The sequence below is a fragment of the Bacteroidota bacterium genome (assembly GCA_019637975.1).
Taxonomy (GTDB): Bacteria; Bacteroidota; Ignavibacteria; order UBA10030; family UBA6906; genus CAADGV01.
On the sequence record JAHBUR010000018.1, the window covers coordinates 14,640 to 35,738 of the forward strand.

Consider the following 21,099-nt stretch of genomic DNA (forward strand, 5'->3'; position numbering starts at 1 on the left):
ATGAAACAGCCTCGCGTGGTGCAGAGATTGAAGAACGACTCCGCGGTGATAGTGATTCGCGTGATGGTGGGTGCCGTATTCCTGTCCGAGGGGATTCAGAAATTTCTCTTCCCTGATTCGGTTGGCGTCGGCCGATTCACCAAAATCGGTATTCCCGCCCCGGAGATCATGGCGCCCTTCGTCGGAGTAGTTGAGATGCTCTGCGGTAGCTTGTTGCTGCTCGGCCTTTTCACGCAATATGCGGCCATCCCGCTCATCATCACGATGCTTGTCGCGATTGCTACAACAAAAATCCCAATCCTTCTCGAAAGCGGCTTTTGGAAAATGGCGCATGACTCCCGTAATGACTGGTCGATGCTGCTCGGCTCGATTTTCCTGTTGATCGTCGGCGGCGGAAGATGGTCGATTGATTCGCGTAGAGGGCAAAAGGAAGCAAGTCACGCAAAGCCAGCGGAAGTCCAGTGAAGGAAATCGCGTTTGTATTCTTGAAACTTGGCACGATTGCCTTTGGCGGCCCCGCCGCCCACATTGCGATGATGGAAGAGGAAATCGTAAGACGGAAGAATTGGCTGTCACACGAGCACTTCCTTGACCTTCTCGGGGCGACGAACCTCATTCCAGGACCCAATTCAACCGAAATGGCAATTCACATCGGTTACCTACGCGCGGGGTGGAGGGGACTGATTGTAGCCGGTGTTTGCTTTATTGTGCCCGCGGTTCTCATTACGTTGTTCTTTGCTCACCTGTACGTTGAGTATGGTTCAACGCCGCAACTTGGTTCATTGGTCTTTGGCATCCGGTCGGCGATTATTGCAATTATCGCCGCGGCGGTGATTCGTCTCGGCAAACCGATATTGAAGAATCGCTTTATGATTGTTCTTAGCGCTGTCGTAGCGATACTGAACTTAGTAGGAGTTGATGAGATTCTTCTCTTGTTCTCTGCCGGAGCGATCGGGCTTCTGTGGAACTATCGCAACAGGATACAGGAATTGTTTCTTCTACCTTTGTTGAGTGGTACGCTCGCAGTACAGAGCCTACCGGCGAACGGAGCCGCAACAGGAGCTTCACTTACCGGTCTTGGTTTGTTCTTCTTGAAGATTGGCTCCATCCTTTACGGAAGCGGATATGTTCTTGTAGCCTTTCTTCAGGGCGGACTTGTCGAGGCGAGACAGTGGCTTACTCAAGCCCAGCTTCTTGATGCGGTTGCGGCGGGGCAGTTCACCCCCGGCCCCGTTCTTTCCACAGCAACGTTCATCGGATATGTGATACTCGGATTGCCGGGCGCGGTTGTTGCCACGACAGGTATTTTTCTTCCGTCGTTCATACTTGTTCTGATCATCAGTCCTTTCATTCCCAGACTGAGGAAGTCACAGCTTATGAGAGGTTTCCTGGATGGAGTAAATGCTGCTTCACTCGGGTTGATGCTTGCAGTTGCCATCATGCTCGCGGCAGTGTCGCTTGTGTCCGCTTCATCATGGACAATCTTCCTTGTTGCCGGGTTCGTGATTCTAATCTGGAAAATCAATGCTGCGTGGATTGTCTCCGGCTCTGCCTTTTTTGGGTGGTTCTTCTCACAGTTGTGACGTCTTGTTGTTTGCCTCATTCTTCGTATATTTGCACCTGATTTACCGCAAACCCAATTCCCCCATCACTTCCAGAGGCCGGCGTGGAAATCCTAATCGGGCTTTTCAGTATTCTGCTTTTTCTGGCACCGTTAATTCTTGTTATTGTCAATGCAAGCAAGGTAAGCTCGCTGACCCGCAGGCTGCAGCAAGTGGAATTCACGCTTCTTCAATTGCGCAACGAACTCGAAAGTTTGAGGAAGGGGAAACCTCAAGAGAAACCTGTACCGGATATAGCGCCCGAGAGGAAGCATGAGCCAGCTCCTGAAATCACAACGAAACCCCCTCCAGTTCCGCTGCACGTTCGTCAACCGCAACCTCCTGTCGTGCCAGCACAAGAACCTTCCGAGTCTATTCCGCCGCGGATTTCCGAGCCCATCTTTCAATCTTCTGCACGCCAGATCAGAAAAGAAGGCCGGACAAGCAAAGAGTGGGAAGCGCTCATCGGTGGCAAGGTCCTGAACCGCATCGGAGCGCTGGCGCTGATCATCGGCGTCGGGTTCTTTCTCAAATATGCGTTTGACAATAATTGGATTTCGGAGAGTGTCCGGGTGTTGATGGGCGCAATGGCGGGAGGAGGACTGTTGTTCTTCGCAATGCGGATGCACAAGAAAGGATTCGAGGTATTCTCGCAAGGACTTGTTGGGGCCGGAGTGTCGATTCTCTATTTGTCTGTGTACGCTGCCTATAACTTCTACCACCTCGTTCCCCAGGTTGTCGCGTTTGTGTTGATGGCTATAGTCACGATGGTCACGCTGTGGCAATCACTCAAATATGATTCCCTTGCCGTAGCACTGCTCGGTTGGGCAGGCGGATTCCTGACGCCGTTTATGCTTAGTGCAGGCGCGGGGAATGAAATCGGCTTGTTCACGTACATTGCGTTACTCACGGCCGGACTTCTGAGCATCGTCATCAGCAAAGAAAAATGGATTGTCATCGAACCGCTGACGATGGCGGGTACGTACTTCATCTATTTTTTGTGGTTTGATTCGGTATTCAAACCGGAATTGCTGACGCCGGCGGTGTTCTTCCTGACTCTCTTCTGGATTCTGTTTCTGGGATTCGAAGCCTTTCGAAATCTCAACAAGAACGAAGCGTGGTCTGCATTACGCCACATACTTGCCGTCGTCAATGGTGTACTGTATTACATCGGCATGTATCATCTCCTTGAGCCGGATTATCACGCGTGGATGGGATTGACAACGTTTCTTATTGCTCTGCCTTATTTCGGGCTGTTTCTCATCTTGAAGAATGGAGGCGAAGCGACGCAAGACCTGCTGGATCGATACGTTCTTGGAGCAATCGTGCTGGTATTCAGCGCGACGGCAATACAGTTTTCCGGATTCATGACCGTTATCCTGTGGTCTCTTGAAGTTCTGATCGTAGTCTACGCGGGAACAAAATCTGGCATGAAGTCGCTCTGGGCAGCCGCAGTAGTTCTGTTCTCCATTACAATGTTCAAACTCTTCTTGTCAGATGGCTCGTTCACACACATTCCTCTTGAAGAATTCAGACTTCTGTTTACGATGCGAGCGGCGGCGTTTCTGGCGCTCGGCGCAGCGTTGTTTGTGGCATCGGAGATATTCAGGAAACGCGAGGAATCGTTGGCGCGCCGGATTGGTTCAGGATTGAGCTACGCGTGGTGTGTCGTCTTTTTTGTGTTCCTTTCTTCAGAAACCATCAATCTGTTCGACCGGTGGATGCTCTACGTTGAAGGCGCTGCAAGGGAGTCGCTTCTATTCAAGGAGGATCTGACACTCGCCCTCGTATGGACCGCTTACTCGATTATTCTGACGTGGTTCGGCTTTCGCCGGAGTTCACGTCCAGTGCTGCATGCGGGTATCGGCCTGATGGTGTTGGGATTGGCGGCGGGGTTGTTCAGGTCTCTCTGGTTTGAGCCGATTGAATGGTTCTCTCTTCTGTTCAATGTCCGCGTATTCGTGTTGTGTTTGCTCCTTGTCGGAGCAATCGTGCAGCAGCGCCTCTGGAAATCGGGAAGCAAAGAAGGCAATTGGACAAGAACCGTGGCAGCAATCTTCGGCTTGACGATTGTTGCCCTCGTGCTTGTTTTGCTGACATCCGAAACGAGAGATTTCTTTCAGAAGGAGATTCGCGTTCTGCAACTGCAAATGGGCGACAACTGGACGAAGGATTTCGAAGCACAACTCAGCAACCTGCGGAACATGCAATCGCTATCGCTTTCCGGTGTATGGCTTGTCTACTCAGTGATTTTGATGGTGGTCGGAATCTGGAAGCGGTACCGGAACCTCCGGCTGGTCGCCATTGGCCTGTTCGGTGTTGCGATTTTGAAGATCTTCATCTACGATCTCTCGTTCTTGCAGACACTGTATCGCATCTTTTCCTTCATCGGACTTGGTGTGATACTTCTTGGCGTGTCGTATCTGTACCAGAAGTACAAGTCCATCATTCTGGAGGGAGAGGCGCCCGGAGTGAGTCCGATTCCTTGATTGTTGTTGCCGATCAGTACATGGGGGTTCAACGTAAGTCTCCGAGTGATTGGATTTCATTCGCGGAAAGCGACCTACTCTCGCCGCTTGCCAGGCTTTTCAGAGCCAAAGGGCCGATGCGTACCCGCACGAGCCTCAGCGTTGGGTGCCCGACAGCAGCCGTCAGTTTACGCACTTGGCGATTTCGCCCCTCGCGTAATGTCATTTCAAGCCATGCAGTAGGGACATTTCTTCTGAACCTGATTGGCACGCTTCGGGGGGGCAGGTCTGGTTCTGCTTCGAGCATCTTCACTTCGGCCTGTTTGGTTTTCCTTCCTTCGATCACCATGCCTTTTCGCAGCTTTTGGAGCGCAGTTTCGTCCGGGATTCTCTCCACCTGAACAAAATACGTTCTCGGATGCCCGAACTTCGGGTCAGCAAGCCGGTGTTTAAGGATGTTGTCATTCGTCAGCAACAGCAGGCCTTCGCTATCAAGATCAAGCCTGCCGACGGGGTAAACACCGGGAGGAAAAGGGCCGAAATCGCGAAGCGACGGGTGACCGTGTTCGGGCGTGAATTGGGAGAGTACGCCATACGGCTTGTGGAACAGAATATAGTGGAATCGGCCTGTCTTCATGCGGTTTCAAGGTAGGGAAGGAAGCCGGTATATTCAAGTGTTTGACATTGGCACGTTGGAAATGTATATTGAATTAGTATATTTTGAATTCAAACTAATATGAGAACAACAAAGCGTTACGGCAAGAAAGCCGATGCAGCCTTGACCCTCTGGGTGAAACTCGCGAGGGCCTTTTCGGTGTTTTCTAAAGCAACAGGCGAGGATATCGAAGGGTACGGCCTTACACAGGCACAATTCGGGGTGTTAGAGTGTCTCGGCCACCTCGGCCCCATGACGATGGGTCAGTTGTGTCGCAAGAAGCTGGTCAGCGGCGGTAACATGACGGTTGTGGTTGACAATCTCGAAAAGCTCTCGCTGGTGGAGCGCGTACACAGTACGAAAGACCGGCGGGCGATAACGCTTCAACTTACTGTAAAGGGGAAGAAGCTGTTCGAGGAGATTTTTCCGAAGCATGCGAAACATGTTGGGATGTTAGCCTCGGCTCTGTCAACAGAGGAGCAGGCTCAGTTAGGCAAGTTGCTCAAGAAACTGGGATTGTCTCTTCGGGAACCGAAATAGGTTCTCTGTTGTTTAATGCTTTGAATTCAAACAATCCTAATTCAAAGCAGGAATGGATTCCGGTCTGGTCATGGTTGATGCATACGTTGTAGAAAATAAACTCACTCCCATGGATAATACGATTCGCAGGCGGTGGAGTCCGAAGGGTTTCCTGGATATCCCAGTCGAACCTGAAAAGCTCGTAAGCCTTTTTGAAGCGGCACGCTGGTCGCCCTCAAGCCGCAATGAACAACCGTGGCGTTTCATCGTTGAAACAAAGTCTCATCCTGAAGGCTATGAACGACTTTTCAGCACATTGACGGAAAGCAACAAAAGCTGGGCGGGTGAAGCTCCCGTGTTGATTGCCGGCTTTGCGAAGAAGTTGTTCGAACGTGACAACCGGTTCAATCGGGTTGCGTTGTACGATACCGGTGGCGCCGTGGCGAATCTGACAGTACAGGCCGTTTCACTCGGACTTCAGGTTCACCAGATGGGCGGGTACGATATGCGCCGTCTGAGAGAGCTATACAGTGTTCCCGAGGAATTTGAGCCGGCTGCAATTCTCGCAGTAGGATATGCAGACGAAGAGCAACGGACGTCGCGCGTGCGCCTGCGCCATGAGTTGCACACCATGGTGTATGAAGGCGTATGGGGGAGTGCCTCCGGGTTTCTGCGCACAAGTCTGGAACACCATATACATCACCAATAACCATATTTAAGGAGAAAACTCATGAAGCACACCATTCTTGCCCTTCTGGTCTTTGCCGCATTCAGCGGACAGGCACAAACGAAATGGAAACTCGACAAGTCGCACAGCAACGTGAATTTTTCCGTGAGCCATATGGTGTTTTCGGAAGTGACGGGCTTGTTCCGGGAGTTCGACGCTACCATGGTTGCATCGAAGGAAGACATGACCGATGCAAAGATCGAAGCCACAATCAAGACGTCAAGTATTGATACGCAGAATGAACGGCGGGACAACCACCTCCGTGCCGACGATTTCCTCAATGCCGAGATGTATCCGGAAATCAAGTTCGTGAGCACGAAAGTCGAGAAAGCCGGAGACCGAAAGTACAAGATTACCGGAAATCTTACCGTCCGCGATATAACAAAGCCCGTTGTTCTCGATGCGGAATTCCGAGGAACAATCACCGACCCTCGGGGAAATGTGAAGTCAGCGTTCAAGGCGACGACAAAGATCGATCGCTTTGAGTTCGGGACAAAATGGAACAACGTCCTCGATACGGGCGGTCTTGTTGCGGGCAAGGAAATCGAAGTAACGCTTCTCCTGCAATTTGCAAAAGAGAAGGCGCAAGGATAGCAACGAGTAGATAGCTCATGAAATCCATCTCTCAAGATGCTAAAATTGCGTATGTCCGCTTGTGTGTCAATGACCTCAAGAAATCTGAGGCCTTTTACGGAGCTTTGCTAGGATTTCGTGACGTCGCAAGAACTGATTCAGAGGTTGCCCTGTCATCAACAGGGCAACTTCCGTTTCATATCCACCTGAAAGAGAACCCTCAAGCGAAACGTCCGCCGCATGGTTCTGCCGGACTGTTTCATGTGGCAATCCGTTTTCCCGACAGACAAGAGCTGGCGAAAACGTTGTTACGCTTGATCGAAGCGTCGTATCCCATTCAAGGGGCCTCGGATCATGCAGTGAGCGAAGCAATCTACCTTGCTGATCCTGAGGGAAATGGCATCGAGTTGTATTGCGATCGGCCCCGAGACTCATGGCGATGGCAAAACGGGGAAGTCTACATGGTTACCGAGCCGCTTGATGTTGAGGGGTTGCTGCAAACCGCCGATGGCAAGTGGGATGGCCTTCATCACCAAACCGATATCGGGCATGTTCATCTCAGCGTTACGAATCTTGCTAAGGTCGAAGAATTCTATGTCAAGAACATCGGTTTTGGTGTAACCGCAAGGTCATACCCCGGAGCGTTGTTTCTTGCAGCCGGCAGCTATCATCATCACATCGGCACGAACATTTGGGCGAGTCGCAACGGTGCTGCCCGGCAGCAGAATACGACAGGCATTCTTGCTTTTGGAGTTTCGCTTCCGCAGATAGAGTGGGAAGCGATGCGACAAGGTCTTGCCGAATCGAAACTCTCGTACACCTCTTCCTCAATTCTCGGCAAGGAACCGATACTACGTCTTCATGACCTCGATGGAATAGGCGTCGAATTCATACAGACTGCGATGTAACACATCGTAACAAGTTCCCTTCTGCTTCGATTCGTTGATAGTCACTCCGTTTTTGCCTATCTTGACTTCCAAATGCTGATGCATTTCTCATGCTTTCCCGAATAATTGGAGTAGTATTGTCCTCGTTCAAGAAGCGCACGCACACATGCGGCGAGTTGCGCGTATCCGACATCGGCAAAACAGTTACGCTTACAGGCTGGGTTGACATCAGACGAGACCTTGGCGGCGTGATTTTCATTGACTTGCGTGACCGGTATGGAAAAACGCAAGTCGTTTTCAATCCTCAAACCAACGCATCAGTACACGAGCTTGCCGGGTCGCTGCGGAATGAGTTTGTGATTTCGGTTTCAGGCAAAGTCGAACACCGACCTGAAGGTACGGTCAATTCCGATCTTGCAACTGGCGGGATCGACGTGATGGCGACGGAACTGCAGATTCTCAACAAAGCAGAAACTCCCCCGTTCCACATCGAGGATTCAATCGAAACCAACGAAGACTTGCGATTGAAATTCCGCTATCTTGATTTGCGACGACCGGCGTTGCAGAACAACATCATCTTCCGCCATAAACTCTATCAAGTTGTTCACCGCTATTTTGATGAAAACAATTTTGTGGAAATCGAAACGCCGGTGTTGATGAAGAGCACACCGGAGGGTGCAAGAGATTACCTTGTGCCGAGCCGCGTTCAGCACGGGAAGTTCTACGCGCTGCCGCAATCTCCTCAAACATACAAGCAGATATTGATGGTGGCCGGGTTCGACCGGTATGTGCAAATCACGAAATGCTTTCGCGATGAAGACTTGCGGGCTGATCGCCAGCCGGAATTCACCCAGATCGATGCTGAAATGTCTTTTGTTGATGAACAGGACGTTCAGCGGATTGCCGAAGGAATGATCGCGAGGATATTCAAGGACTTGAAGGGCATCGAAATTCCACTTCCGCTTCCGCGCCTTACATATAAGCAGGCGATGGAAATGTACGGCAGCGACAAGCCGGATACGCGGTTTGAAATGAAGATTACAACACTGAACGGGTTGGTTGAGGGTTCAGGGTTCAAGGTGTTTGCAGATAATGTTGCAAAGGGTGGAACGGTTGCCGGACTCGTCGTTCCGGGGGCTGCATCGTTCACCCGAAATCAAATGGACAACCTTGTCGATTACGCAAAGAGCCTCGGCATCGGAGGACTTGCGTACATGAAGTGGACGGAGAAGGGACTTGAATCGGCAATCGAGAAATTCCTGGGCAAAGAGTTGATGGAGAAGATTGCCGTACACATGGGTGCGAAGGAGGGGGATTTGTTGCTGTTTGTGTCGGACACTTGGTTGAAAACGTATTCCACCCTCGGCACCCTACGGCTCGATATGGCAAAACGCCTGAACATGATTGATGAAGGGAAATGGACTCTCCTGTGGGTTACGGAATTTCCGATGTTCGAATTCAGCGAAGAAGAACAACGCTACGTTGCAATGCACCATCCCTTTACATCACCGATGCTTGAAGATGCGGATTTGCTGGATACGGCTCCGGACAAAGCCCGCTCGCGGGCGTACGACATGGTGCTGAATGGCAATGAACTTGGCGGCGGCAGCATCCGTATTCACGATTCTTCACTACAATCAAAGGTCTTTTCCCTTCTCGGAATCGGGAAGGACGACGCGGAGAAGAGATTCGGATTTCTACTGAATGCCTTCAAGTACGGCGCCCCGCCTCATGGCGGCATTGCATTCGGGTTGGATCGAATCGTGATGATATTGACCGGCAGCAAGTCCCTGCGCGATGTTATCGCATTTCCGAAAACCGCAAGTGCTATGTCGTTGATGGATGAAGCCCCGAGCGAGGTTGATGAAAAACAATTACGCGAACTCCACATTCGAGTTGTGTAGTGAAAGACAAAATTAGAATTGCCAGCGGACAAGGCTTCTGGGGTGACCTTCTCACCGCTCCGTACGACCAGGTGACCAGAGGCCCGATTGACTACATGATGATGGACTACCTCGCGGAGGTCACCATGTCCATCATGCAAAAGCAGAAGCGGAAGGACCCGAAGCTTGGCTATGCGAAGGACCTTGTTCCGCTCATGGAGCGGATTCTTCCAATTATCACGAAGAAAGACATTAAGGTGATTACGAACGGCGGCGGCGTGAATCCTGCTGCCTGCCGGGATGCCATTTTTGCGGTTGCGAAGAAGCTCGGAATATCCAAGCTGAAGATAGGTGTCGTGCTGGGAGACGACATTCTCGACCAGCTCGACGAGTTGAAAAAGAAGGGTATTCATCTCCACAATATGGAATCGGGTGAGAGCCTTGACTCTGTACGTGACAAGGTTATGAGTGCCAACGTATACTTCGGTGCCTGGCCGATTGTCGAGGCGTTGCGGCAAGGTGCCCAGATCATTATCACGGGACGGACAACTGATACAGGCTTGACTCTTGCGCCGATGATCTATGAATTCGGGTGGAAGGAAAATGATTGGGATACGATTTCAGCAGGCACGGTTGCAGGCCACATTCTTGAATGCGGTGGACAGGCCAGCGGCGGCAACTTCTCTGCCGGATGGAAGAACGTTCCCGACATGGCTCATATCGGGTTTCCGATTGCCGAGGCGTTTCCTAACGGAGAAGTCGTCATTACAAAACATGAGAACACCGGGGGACTTGTATCGCGCCAAACAGTCACCGAGCAATTAATGTACGAGATTGGCAATCCTGCCAATTACATTACGCCGGATTGCGTCGCGGATTTCACAACCATTCATCTTGAAGATATCGGCCCCAATCGTGTCAGGATGTTCGGCGTGAAGGGCAAGCCTGCTACCGATTCGTACAAGGTTTCGATGTCGTATCTTGACGGTTATACGGCAATCGGTACACTCACGTATGCGTGGCCTGACGCTTTAGAGAAAGCAAGAGCCGCGGATCAGATCCTTCGTACGCGGCTTGCCGACCTCGGGTTGAAATTCGATGAGATTCGTTCGGAATTCATGGGCTACAACTCGTGTCACGGTCCGCTATCAGTGATGCCGAATGAGATAAATGAGATTGTGCTGAGGATCGGGGTTCGGGATCACGACCAAAAAGCAGTTGAGCGCTTTGGAATGGAACTCGCGCCACTCATACTCACCGGTCCGCCGGCCGTGACAGGTTTTGCCGGCGGTCGCCCGAAACCAAGTGAGGTCATTGCCTATTGGCCGGCGCTTATTCCGAAGACCGCTGTACAACCGATCGTGGAAGTTGTTGAAGTGTAAGAATTTCCCCAACATCTTGTTGGGATCATCCACCACAACAGTCATACATCAAGAAAGGAAAGATCGTCATGGCACGAAAACGAACAACTCATAGAAGCGTGTCGGGAACGAAACTGTATGCAGTGCGTGATGCAAAGGGAAGGTTCGTCGACATCCAAACCTATAAACGCGCTCATGCCGCCGATTTGCGAAAGACGAGTAAGAGCGAGAAAAAGAAGAGAAAATAATACATGAAGATCCGATTGATTGATATCGCCCACGCCCGTTCCGGCGATAAAGGGGATACCGGAAATGTCGGCGTCATTGCCCGCAAACAAGAGTACTATCCGTTGTTAGCGAAGTATCTCTCTGTTGAACGAGTGAAGAACCATTTCGACGGCATTGCACTCGGGAAAGTTGAGAGATTTGAAATTCCCAACCTGTGGGCGATCAATTTTCTTCTGCATGAATCCCTTGGCGGCGGCGGCACGAAGTCCCTCAAAAACGATGCACAAGGGAAAACGTTGAGTAGTGCCATGTTGCGTATGGAATTGGAGATTGACGAGAAGTTATAGCTGCCGACCATCACGATTGTTCTCAGTTTTTTAGGAAAGAGTATGTTTGAAGATCAGAAAGACCGGATTCAGAAACTGCAGAAGCAGATGATTGAACTTCGAGGTTATCTTTGACGTAGATGCCAAGGAACAGGAAGCGGCGGGATTGCAGTCAAAAACCGAATCCCCGAATTTCTGGAATGACAATGTTGCTGCGCAGAAAGTTATGCAGCAACTCAGTTCTTTGAAGAATTGGGTTGACAGCTGGAAAACCCTGAAACGGATGCTTGACGATGCCGGCTCGTTGCTTGAACTTGCGGAAGAATCCAATGATTCATCGTTAGGTTCCGAGATCAACAAGGAACTTGATACGGTGGAGAAGGGAATCGGCGACCTGGAATTCCGCAATATGCTCAGCGGCCCCGACGACAGACGTAATTGCATACTGAATATCAACTCCGGTGCAGGCGGCACAGAGTCGCAAGATTGGGCGGAAATGCTGCTCCGCATGTATGTTCGATGGTCTGAACGGCAGGGCTACAAGGTGGTGCTGACTGATCGACTGGATGGCGATGGAGCCGGAATCAAGAGCGCCTCAATAGAAGTGATAGGCGAGTATGCCTATGGCTACTTGAAAGCGGAAAACGGCGTGCACCGGCTTGTACGCATTTCTCCATTTGATGCGAATGCCCGGCGACACACATCGTTCGCCTCAGTGTTCGTGTATCCCGAAATGGATGATGACGTTGAGATTGAGATCAATCCCGCTGATCTCAAGGTGGACACTTTCCGTTCCGGAGGCAAAGGCGGCCAGAACGTCAACAAAGTCGAAACAGCAGTCCGCATTACCCATATTCCGTCGGGCATTGTGGTTGCGTGCCAGCAGGAACGGTCGCAATTCCAAAACAAAGAGCGCGCACTGAACATGCTGAAATCCCAACTGTATCAGAAGCGGAAGGAAGAAGAAGAGGCGCGCTTGAACGCCATCGAAAATACGAAGAAGAAAATCGAATGGGGGAGCCAGATCCGCTCGTACGTTTTTCATCCCTACAATATGGTCAAAGATCACAGGACAGACATAGAAACCAGCGACGTACAGGGCGTGATGGACGGCGAACTTGACGACTTTATCAGAGGGTATCTGATGGAGTTCAGTTCGAAGGGAACCGCATAATTTCCCCATGTCGTATCCTGCCTTCATAGCCGACCGGTACCTTCAGGCAACTCATCGAAAGGGCTTTCTTTCGTTCATTACCTTCATTTCTGTGGTTGGCGTGGCGCTTGGTACCGCTGCGCTGATTATAGCTATTACCGTGCTCGGGGGGTTCGAGAAGGAAATCACCGACAAGGTCATCGGCTTCACAAGCCACGTGCAAATCTCCGGCTATCAGAATCTGCCTCTTGGCAATTATGTCGCAAATACTGCCCGCATAGAACAGGCGTCACCTCTTGTCAGATCGGTTCAACCGTTTCTGTCGCGTGAAGCACTCGTACGATCGGCCGAGTCGATTGATGGGATATTGCTGAAAGGAATCGAGCCGTCGAAAGATTTGCTGACAGTCAGCAAGTACATCGTTCACGGGGCGTATAACATCAGTCGTGCTCCCGGGGCTCTTCCGAATATTGTTCTCGGGAAGAAACTCGCAGACAGGCTTGCCGTTAGCCTGGGAGACAAGATTACAGTGTTTGGCACGGGACGTTCAGGTGAATTCGGACAGATGCGGGCAATGCAGTTCAGGTTGTCGGGTATTTACGAAAGCGGCATGGCTGATTATGACGACGTGTATGCGTTCACCTCGCTGAAAGACGCACAAATGCTCTTTCAATTTGGCGAAGCTGTTTCCGGCTATGACATCATGGTAACGAATATCGACAGCGTCGAGTCTGTTGCAGAACAGGTTCAAGCGACGCTCGGCTACCCGCATTACGGTCGCACTGTCTACCAAAGCTACAGAAATCTTTTCAGTTGGATCGAGTTACAAAAAAAGCCCGTCCCGATTATTTTGGGACTGATTATCATTGTGGCGACGGTGAATATCATCGGTACGTTACTAATGATGGTTCTCGGCAGGACCAGGGATATCGGAATACTGAAATCACTCGGAGCAACAAAGAAGGGGATTGTCAGTATTTTTGTTCGGCAAGGGTTGTGGATTGGAATAGCCGGAACAATCTTCGGCAATTTGCTGGCCTTCACGCTCTGCTATGCCGAAATGAAGCTGCGGTTTCTTTCACTTCCGAGTGACATTTATTTCATGACATCAGTGCCGATACTGTTGCGGCCCGAGTTCTTCGTTGTTGTTTCAGCACTGAGCATCGGGTTATGCTTTTTTTGCTCGTTGCTGCCGGCCTGGCTTGCGTCCCGCATCGATCCGGTTCGGGCAATACGGTTTGGATGAATGGGATTTGAACGGTTTATAGCGCGCCGGTATATTCGGTCGAAGCAGCAGACGCTGTTCATCAACATCATTATGCTCGTGTCCGTCATAGGCATAACAGTCGGTGTAGCAGCGTTAATCATTGTTCTCTCGGTATTCAACGGATTCAACAGAGTTGTTACCGACGTTCTGGTTGCATTCGATCCTCATATCAGAGTCCTTCCGGCGAAGGGGAAATCGTTTGCGCCGTCTGACACAATCGCCCGGCTGTTGAACGCGGAGATCGACGTCGAAGCATGGTCGGTTTATGTGGATAGCAAGGCCCTGCTTGTATCACGAGGAGTCAACCGGGTAGTCCTCATTCGCGGTGTGGATGAATCCATGATTGGCGAAGTATCCGGCGTTAAGAACGCTATTGTGTTGGGTCAGTTCGATCTGGGAAAAGAGTCAAAGGAGGCAGGGATTGTTATTGGTCTGAGTCTTGCCGATAAACTTGGAGCAACAGTTGGGTCGGAGGTTACCATTGTCAGTCCGGTTGGCATAGATGCAATGATGGTTCAATTCGGTCAACCAGAAATGAAGAAGTTCACTGTTACAGGAATCTACGACTCCCGAAATAAAGAATATGATAGCCATTATGCGTTTATCGCAATCGAGAATGCTCAAAGCTTGTTTGAGTATCGGGGTTCTGTTAGCGGTATCGAGATTCGTTTGCACAGTATCGATGCATCGATTGCAACGCAGGCTGTTCTGCAGGAGAGACTGGGGGAAGGGTTCAAGGTTCTCACGTGGTACGATCTACATAGGGACTTGTACTCCGTGATGCAGATTGAGCGGTGGAGCGCTTATATTATCCTGTGTCTCATTGTGTTTGTGGCCGTATTCAATATGCTCGGTTCCTTAACAATGGGCGTCATTGAGAAACGCAGGGATATTGGAGTACTGAAAGCGCTGGGCGCAACGAACGGAAGCATTCTTCGGCTGTTCATGTTTGAAGGCTTGCTTGTCGGTACCGTTGGAACAGTTCTTGGAATTGGTATCGGGTTGGGTGTCTGCTATCTTCAAATTCATTACCAACTTTTTCCGTTGGATCCTACAGTGTATATTATTCCCGCAATACCCGTCGACATTCGATGGGCTGATTTCGTAACAGTAGGTTCGGCGTCGATGCTGTTGAGTACGTTTGCCGCGCTGTATCCAGCACTGCGGGCGTCCCGACTTACGCCTGTTGACGCTATCCGGTGGGAATGATATGATTCGGGCAGAGAACATCACGAAGGTATACAAGATGGGTGATTCCGGCAATTCCTCGCTCCACGTGTTGCGGGGAATCAGCCTGGAAATTCATGATGGAGATATTGTTGCGATTGTCGGCGCGTCCGGTGCGGGGAAGAGCACATTGTTGCATATACTTGGGACACTTGACCGTCCGACTGAAGGACATGTGTATTATGATAAGGAGAATGTCTTTACATATAGTGATGAACGGATAGCCCGGTTTCGCAATCAGCATGTCGGATTTGTGTTTCAATTCCATCATTTGTTGCCGGAATTTTCCGTTCTCGAAAACATCTGTCTTCCGGCCCTCATTAAGGGAAACAAGTTGGCCCACGTTCAGAAGAAGGCCAAGGATCTGTTGAAGGAAGTAGGTGTGGAATCAAAATCATCCAACAAACCTTCACAGCTTTCGGGCGGCGAGCAACAGCGTGTTGCAATTGCCCGAGCGTTGATGAATTCGCCCAAAGTGGTTCTTGCTGACGAGCCCACCGGAAATCTCGATACTGCTAATACACAGCAGTTACACGATCTGATTTGGAGTCTCAGCAGGGAGAAAGGCCAAACATTTGTAATTGTTACACATAATGAGCAGTTGGCAAAGCAGGCTGATCGTATCGTCAAGCTTACTGACGGCAAGATAGGGGGTTTTTAATTTTTGATAAATCGTAATTTTTTACTTGACATTTACGTCGAAAAGCGTATATTTGTAGTTGACCTTACGACAGTTTCTCCCCTGACTGTTGTAGACAAATGGTCGAGCCCGGCGTTCCCCCCAACGCTGGGCTTTTGTTTATATTCCAACATACTCAACAATTTGGGAGATTGATATGGCCAAGTCAATAAAACGGTCAGACCCGAAGAGAAAATCGCAAAAAGCTGAGTCGCTACCTTTGACGAAAGAGAATTTTGTCATCATAGGAATCGGTTTGGTTGTGATATTGATCGGCTATCTGGCGCTTGCGAGGGGCCCTGTCGAGGGCTTTTTGCCTCTGGTCCTTGCCCCGATTCTGCTTCTTGTTGGCTATTGTGTAATTATTCCTCTGGGAATTCTGTACAAGAAATCGTATATTGGTAAGGAAAACTCGACACAGACTCGGTCTGCTGCATAACGAGTTGCTGCGCAAAGACCGCGTAGCTCAGGGGTAGAGCATCTGCCTTTTAAGCAGAGGGTCGGTGGTTCGAGCCCACCCGCGGTCACACGAGTTTTGCGGAAGTGGCGAAATTGGCAGACGCACCATCTTGAGGGGGTGGCGCCCACAAGGCATGCGGGTTCAAGTCCCGCCTTCCGCACATACAAGCCCTGCAGTGCAGGGCTTTCTTGTTTGAGGTCGTTAGGTCGGTACAGAGGATCCTCCCTGTAGAGAACCCAGGTGTGCCATCTAAAAAAAGTACTTGATTTTGACCTTTTGCCGGTCTATATTGGGGCAGTGAATTTCATTCCGTACAGTATGCCAACTCGATATCTCACACTATTCCTCTTTGCAATCTTCGTCTTTGTTACAGCATTTGCGAGCGTCATAAGAGATGGTTCGCTAAATGCAGAGAGCCGCGACGGGAACATCACCATTCGGTGGATGAGTGAAGACGAGTCAAACGTATCCCGATTCGTACTCGAACGGAAAGCCGGGGTAAATGGCGCGTTCATGACGCTCACGGAAATGCTGCCGCGTGGCAACAACTCTTCCTATCAGTTCGTTGATGAAAGCGCGTTTCGTGCGACGGAAAGTATCTACCAGTACAGGATCAAGGTCATCTTCTCGAACGGAGCCAACCCTGTGTACTCGGGCACCATCACGGTCAGCCATCGAGCGAGCGACGTCCGCAGAACGTGGGGCAGCATCAAGGCGATGTTCCGGTAGAATTCTCGACAGTCTTCATTCTTTATTTCAAGCGATACAACGTGTCGCTTTTTTTTTGGCCAAGAAGTTCGAAATGAATGTAGTCAAGCCGCTGGTGCTCGCATCCCAATCACCCCGGAGAATAGCCCTTTTGCGTCAAATCGGGCTTCAACCGCTCATCGTCCCGAGTCATATCCCTGAAGAATTCGACGTCCGGCAAAGTCCCGTTGAAAATGCCCGTACGCTTGCACGTGAGAAAGCCAGCGAGGTCGCCCGTCAGTTTAAAGATGCACTGATCATCGGGGCCGACACGGTAGTTGTTCTCGATGAGTATCTGTTGGCAAAGCCGGAAAACGCCTCGGATGCAAAACGAATGCTTCGCCTGCTCAGCGGGAAGACCCACCTTGTCATAACGGCATTTGCCCTGCTCGATTGTCTCTCAGGTGAAAGCGTAACGGAACATGAAACCACCGATGTGACATTCCGGGAGTTGCCCGACGACGAAATCGATCTGTATGTATCAGGCGGCTCGCCAATGGACAAAGCCGGCGCATACGGAATTCAGGATGACTACGGAGCAGTGTTCGTCAGCAAAATCAACGGGTGTTTCTACAACGTTGTGGGGTTTCCTCTCTCAAAATTTTACACTACATTACAGGAGTTTCAAGGTCATCTCATGGAATCAAAGGGCTATCTGTATGTCAAGAAAGATTAGGGTTCTTGTGGCTAAAGTCGGATTGGATGGGCACGACAGGGGGGCAAAGGTAGTCGCGGCGGCATTGCGCGACGCAGGAATGGAGGTGATTTACACCGGACTCCGCAAAACACCCGACTTGATAGTCGATGCTGCTATTCAAGAAGATGTTGACGCAATCGGTATCAGCATTCTGAGCGGGGCACACATGACGGTGTTTCCGAAAATCATCGGACTCCTGAAAGAGAAAGGTCTCCAGGATGTTCTGCTGTTCGGGGGCGGGATCATTCCGCATCAGGATATTGACGAGCTGAAGAAACTCGGCGTCGGACAGTTGTTCACTCCGGGTGCGTCAACGCAAGAAATCGTGGGATACGTAAAGAGTTGGGTTGAACAGCACCGCAACTGATGGCATTCTCCAAGAGACGAAGAATCTTCTCTCGAATGAGAAAGATCTTTCTTCGGCCTGTTTCGAGTTGCAGTGGTGTTGGTTCATTGTGGACGAAGAGGGGAAGGAATAAGGGAAGCACCGTAATTTGCAATAGCTATTCGTCTAGCCAGATGCCGAGTTCTTCCGATTGTGGAGCCTCTTCCCTGCCAATTGCCAATCGGCGAATCACTGGCGTAATTCCTTCGGATGAGAAAGGGAATAAATCGTCAGGGGAGAAAATCGCCCGAAAATCCTTCGGTTCAAAAACGTCCTTGAATTTTTCAGAGAACTCGTCCAGCCTTCGCAGATAATACGCTGTATTCTCGTCCGGAAAGTTGGGATTATACTCTGCCACCGGCTTGCAGTTTTCGAACGTCCGGACATTTGCATCGCTGCCTGTAATGTAGTATGAAATCGAATCACCCGGCTTGAAGTGACGCCGCGCCGTGATCGCCAGTTCGTATGCCGCGCTTCTGTTTCGTTTCCCCATCTCCACATCCCGTCGGTAATCCACAAGCGACTCTTTCAGTGACTCGGTTCGTGCAATGTCTCGGACGCTGAGTTTGTGATCAGTGATGTCGGCGCGGGTCGAAACATACAATTGGTGCAGGGCGTCAATATCGTGTTTCAGCAAATGCTCGATACAGTGCCTGATGTATGCTCTGCCGAACCGTTCGATGCTTCGTGAGATAAGGGAAGGACCTTTAATTGTCACGGTTCCGTCATAATCAAGAAGCGCGTAATTCTTCATCTTGTAGCTGAACATTTTCCTGTATCGCCCGTCTTGCGCAATGGTGATTCCTTCCGGCAAAATGGAGGATAGCTTCCTGATGAAGTCCGCCTCGTCTGTCTCCGTTGTAAGGGAGGGAGGAGGGACGAAAAAGATTCCGTCGGTGTCCACTTCGATAACCGTACCGAGTTGGGATTGTATGAAGTCCATCATCTGTCGGAGAAGGGCCTGGCCCGTTGTGGTCACGACGTCGGCTTGTGAGAAATCATTGAACAGGCCGCGTGTATACCCGAGATAGCCGTAAAAAGAGTTGATGAGGATCTTCAGGGATGATTGCATCGCGTCAAGCTTTGCTTTCTGCGAGGCATCTGCAGTGGCTTTCATCCGTTTCTTGGTCTCGAGTCGTGAAGACGTGAGCGTCCGTAGCAACTCCTTGAACACGCCAAGAACATCCGATACGGGCGCAATCTCCTTTTGAATCATTATGGAAGGATACAGCGATTCAACGTCGACATGAATGACGGGGCCGACGACCCCGGTTACGAAAATATCAGTGTAGCCGCCTGTTGTTTGCGTTCCGATTCCGGGCTGTGGAATGGAGTGCTTCACGCGGAGGTATTCACGAACGATCAGACTTTCGATTTTGGCTGCCGAACCCATGCGTGCGACTTGACCATAGCCGAACGGAAGCATCTGCGTAAGATGGAATGTTGTGCCCGAAAGTTGCTCGCTGAGCAACCGTGTTTCATGAACGTCGTCGAGGGCGTACTTCATGAGTGTCTGCGGCTCCTGGTCCCAATACCACGAGATCTTGTCACCGGGGATGTACGTTCGTTCCTCCGCAGCGAGACCGAAGTACTTGGCTGCATACTTCAGTCCGTAGCTTTCCATGTTCCGCTTCATCATATCATAACTCTGGACCAACAACATCGTGTCGATGATATGACGTCCTGCAATCTCCGTTGCGGTATATTCGTACGAACGATCGGCATACGAGGCCCGAGTATCAAACGAGCGGGGGAGACTTCCGTCACGACTGATCTTGAACGGAACCTTGTGCAGCTCGCAACGCTTGATGATGTACGGGAGATCGAAATTGTAGATGTTATGTCCTTCTATCACGTCGGGATCCCTATCCCGGATGATGCGAACGAGTTCTTCAAGCATATCACGCTCGTCCAGTTTTCTTCCGCCGATGAGATGCTGCCATCCGGAGTTATCCGAAAGAGCAACGAGGATTATCCGGTCGGCCGGGCGGTTTGCGTTGCTGAACCGGTACGGTCCGCCCGTATAGGTTTCGATATCCAACTGCATTCGATGGACGTCCTGAAACAGCATCCCCTTGAACAACGTTTGGCCGGATTGCATCAGGTATTGTGTTACCGGATCGGAGTAGAGAAAGATGCTGTCAAGCTGGGTGTAGGACTCGATCTTCTGTTTTGTCAACGCATTGAAGGTATCAAGTACAAAACGAACAGCCTCCCACATGGCACCCCAATCCTCAAATGCACAAAGGAATTGATAGGATGAGGAGCCATCCAGTTGCTTCAACCAATGTCTCTTACTGTAGCCATTAAGGAGGTTCCTGTCGGAGAGGAAAAAGAAGGGGAAGAACTCGTCATCTTCATGTCGAACCGTGCCATTCTCCCTGAAATAGATACGCATCGTGCCGTTATCAGTATGATGAACAGCAACGATGCGCTCGTCAGAGTTGTGGCCGTAAAGGAGGCGATCCATTCAACAGCTACTTCTTTCCGTTCTTCTTGTTGTAGGCCTCCAGAAACGGCGCAATCAAGTCGATAGGAAGTGGAAAGATCGTGGTAGAGTTCTTTTCCGATGCGACTTCAGTGAGAGTTTGAAGATAGCGGAGTTGCAGCGCCGTCGGATGTCCTTCAATGACCCCTGCTGCATCTGCAAGTCGTTGTGACGCCTGGAATTCGCCTTCGGCATGGATCACCTTTGCACGGCGTTCGCGTTCAGCTTCCGCCTGTTTGGCCATTGCGCGTTGCATCTCGGTAGGCAGATCAATGTGTTTGACTTCCACATTGGAGACTTTAATGCCCCACGGCTCGGTTTGGTGGTCGATGATCTTCTGAAGCTCCTGGTTGATTTTGTCGCGCTCGGCAAGAAGCTCATCCAGCTCGGATTGACCCAGAATGCTCCGCAGAGTTGTTTGCGAAAGTTGCGATGTTGCAACAAGGTAATTCTCCACTTCAACAATTGCCTTGTCGGGCTGGACAACCCTGAAGTACAGCACCGCGTTCACTTTGATCGAGACGTTATCGCGTGTGATAACATCTTGCGGAGGCACATCCATGACGACTGTCCGCAAGCTGACCTTTACCATCTTATCAACAAGCGGAATCAAGAGGATAATGCCCGGTCCTTTGACAGCGATCAGGCGGCCGAGCCGGAAGATGACGCCGCGCTCATACTCACGCAAAATGCGAATCGCATTCGCGAGAAGTATGGCAACGAACATAATGAGCATGAACATAAACATACTGATGACTTCCATGGTAT

General features: G+C 50.6%; 22 protein-coding genes and 2 tRNA genes. 21 read left to right on the top strand and 3 right to left on the bottom strand.

The window, feature by feature from the left end; all coding sequences use genetic code 11:
- From KF749_11095 to KF749_11105, 3 genes are all read left to right on the top strand, one after another.
- Positions 1-465 carry a DoxX family protein gene (locus KF749_11095; protein MBX2991699.1) on the top strand — a complete coding sequence of 155 codons (465 nt, stop codon included), beginning with the start codon at positions 1-3 and terminating at the stop codon, positions 463-465.
- Entirely contained in the window at positions 462-1,583 is a 1,122-nt protein-coding gene (gene chrA / locus KF749_11100) for a chromate efflux transporter (GenBank protein MBX2991700.1), read from the top strand. The genes KF749_11095 and chrA overlap by 4 nt, the downstream gene beginning before the upstream one ends.
- A gap of 83 nt (positions 1,584-1,666) precedes the next feature.
- Positions 1,667-4,090, top strand: coding sequence for a DUF2339 domain-containing protein (locus KF749_11105; GenBank protein ID MBX2991701.1), 2,424 nt, complete (start codon positions 1,667-1,669; stop codon positions 4,088-4,090).
- Positions 4,091-4,118: 28 nt separating this feature from the next.
- Here the strand turns inward: KF749_11105 and KF749_11110 are convergent, their stop codons facing one another.
- Positions 4,119-4,706, bottom strand: a complete 588-nt coding sequence (locus tag KF749_11110) for a pseudouridine synthase (GenBank protein MBX2991702.1) — start codon at positions 4,704-4,706, stop codon at positions 4,119-4,121.
- A gap of 99 nt (positions 4,707-4,805) precedes the next feature.
- Here KF749_11110 and KF749_11115 point away from each other — a divergent pair, with 99 nt between their 5' ends.
- The 18 genes from KF749_11115 (at position 4,806) to KF749_11200 (ending at position 17,825) form a co-directional block, all read left to right on the top strand.
- Positions 4,806-5,264: a MarR family transcriptional regulator gene (locus KF749_11115; protein MBX2991703.1), complete on the top strand. Its 459-nt coding sequence runs from the start codon at positions 4,806-4,808 to the stop codon at positions 5,262-5,264.
- Between the two features lie 109 nt (positions 5,265-5,373).
- Positions 5,374-5,952: a nitroreductase family protein gene (locus KF749_11120; protein MBX2991704.1), complete on the top strand. Its 579-nt coding sequence runs from the start codon at positions 5,374-5,376 to the stop codon at positions 5,950-5,952.
- Positions 5,953-5,973: 21 nt separating this feature from the next.
- Positions 5,974-6,564, top strand: coding sequence for a polyisoprenoid-binding protein (locus tag KF749_11125; protein ID MBX2991705.1), 591 nt, complete (start codon positions 5,974-5,976; stop codon positions 6,562-6,564).
- Positions 6,565-6,581: 17 nt separating this feature from the next.
- Positions 6,582-7,451, top strand: a complete 870-nt coding sequence (locus KF749_11130) for a VOC family protein (GenBank protein MBX2991706.1) — start codon at positions 6,582-6,584, stop codon at positions 7,449-7,451.
- 89 nt (positions 7,452-7,540) lie between these two features.
- Entirely contained in the window at positions 7,541-9,334 is a 1,794-nt protein-coding gene (gene aspS, locus KF749_11135) for an aspartate--tRNA ligase (protein MBX2991707.1), read from the top strand.
- The gene (locus KF749_11140) at positions 9,334-10,695 is read left to right on the top strand and encodes a DUF1446 domain-containing protein (GenBank protein MBX2991708.1); all 1,362 of its coding nucleotides are present in this window, start codon (positions 9,334-9,336) and stop codon (positions 10,693-10,695) included. Before aspS ends, KF749_11140 begins: the two co-directional genes overlap by 1 nt.
- A gap of 68 nt (positions 10,696-10,763) precedes the next feature.
- Complete coding sequence (locus KF749_11145) at positions 10,764-10,922, top strand: hypothetical protein (GenBank protein MBX2991709.1); 159 nt, start codon at positions 10,764-10,766, stop codon at positions 10,920-10,922.
- 3 nt (positions 10,923-10,925) lie between these two features.
- Positions 10,926-11,249 (top strand): hypothetical protein, encoded by a 324-nt coding sequence (locus tag KF749_11150; GenBank protein MBX2991710.1) that lies wholly within the window; start codon positions 10,926-10,928, stop codon positions 11,247-11,249.
- A gap of 91 nt (positions 11,250-11,340) precedes the next feature.
- Positions 11,341-12,402, top strand: a complete 1,062-nt coding sequence (prfB, locus tag KF749_11155) for a peptide chain release factor 2 (protein ID MBX2991711.1) — start codon at positions 11,341-11,343, stop codon at positions 12,400-12,402.
- Positions 12,403-12,409: 7 nt separating this feature from the next.
- Positions 12,410-13,627 carry an ABC transporter permease gene (locus KF749_11160; GenBank protein ID MBX2991712.1) on the top strand — a complete coding sequence of 406 codons (1,218 nt, stop codon included), beginning with the start codon at positions 12,410-12,412 and terminating at the stop codon, positions 13,625-13,627.
- Positions 13,628-14,857, top strand: coding sequence for an ABC transporter permease (locus KF749_11165; GenBank protein MBX2991713.1), 1,230 nt, complete (start codon positions 13,628-13,630; stop codon positions 14,855-14,857).
- A 1-nt stretch (position 14,858) separates the two neighbouring features.
- On the top strand, positions 14,859-15,536 hold the full coding sequence (locus KF749_11170; GenBank protein MBX2991714.1) for an ABC transporter ATP-binding protein: 678 nt from the start codon (positions 14,859-14,861) through the stop codon (positions 15,534-15,536).
- Positions 15,537-15,711: 175 nt separating this feature from the next.
- On the top strand, positions 15,712-15,993 hold the full coding sequence (locus KF749_11175) for a hypothetical protein (protein MBX2991715.1): 282 nt from the start codon (positions 15,712-15,714) through the stop codon (positions 15,991-15,993).
- 16 nt (positions 15,994-16,009) lie between these two features.
- A tRNA-Lys gene (locus KF749_11180) sits at positions 16,010-16,081 on the top strand.
- Positions 16,082-16,091: 10 nt separating this feature from the next.
- Positions 16,092-16,174: transfer RNA gene (locus KF749_11185), tRNA-Leu, on the top strand.
- Positions 16,175-16,332: 158 nt separating this feature from the next.
- Complete coding sequence (locus KF749_11190) at positions 16,333-16,743, top strand: hypothetical protein (GenBank protein ID MBX2991716.1); 411 nt, start codon at positions 16,333-16,335, stop codon at positions 16,741-16,743.
- A 73-nt stretch (positions 16,744-16,816) separates the two neighbouring features.
- On the top strand, positions 16,817-17,437 hold the full coding sequence (gene maf, locus KF749_11195; protein MBX2991717.1) for a septum formation protein Maf: 621 nt from the start codon (positions 16,817-16,819) through the stop codon (positions 17,435-17,437).
- A complete protein-coding gene (locus KF749_11200; protein MBX2991718.1) occupies positions 17,421-17,825 on the top strand; it encodes a cobalamin B12-binding domain-containing protein in 405 nt (134 codons plus the stop codon). The genes maf and KF749_11200 overlap by 17 nt, the downstream gene beginning before the upstream one ends.
- A gap of 136 nt (positions 17,826-17,961) precedes the next feature.
- Here KF749_11200 and KF749_11205 read toward each other — a convergent pair whose 3' ends face one another.
- Together KF749_11205 and KF749_11210 are read right to left on the bottom strand one after the other, a co-directional pair.
- Positions 17,962-20,313: a DNA polymerase gene (locus KF749_11205; protein ID MBX2991719.1), complete on the bottom strand. Its 2,352-nt coding sequence runs from the start codon at positions 20,311-20,313 to the stop codon at positions 17,962-17,964.
- Between the two features lie 7 nt (positions 20,314-20,320).
- Positions 20,321-21,094, bottom strand: a complete 774-nt coding sequence (locus KF749_11210; protein ID MBX2991720.1) for a slipin family protein — start codon at positions 21,092-21,094, stop codon at positions 20,321-20,323.
- Positions 21,095-21,099 lie beyond the last annotated feature (5 nt).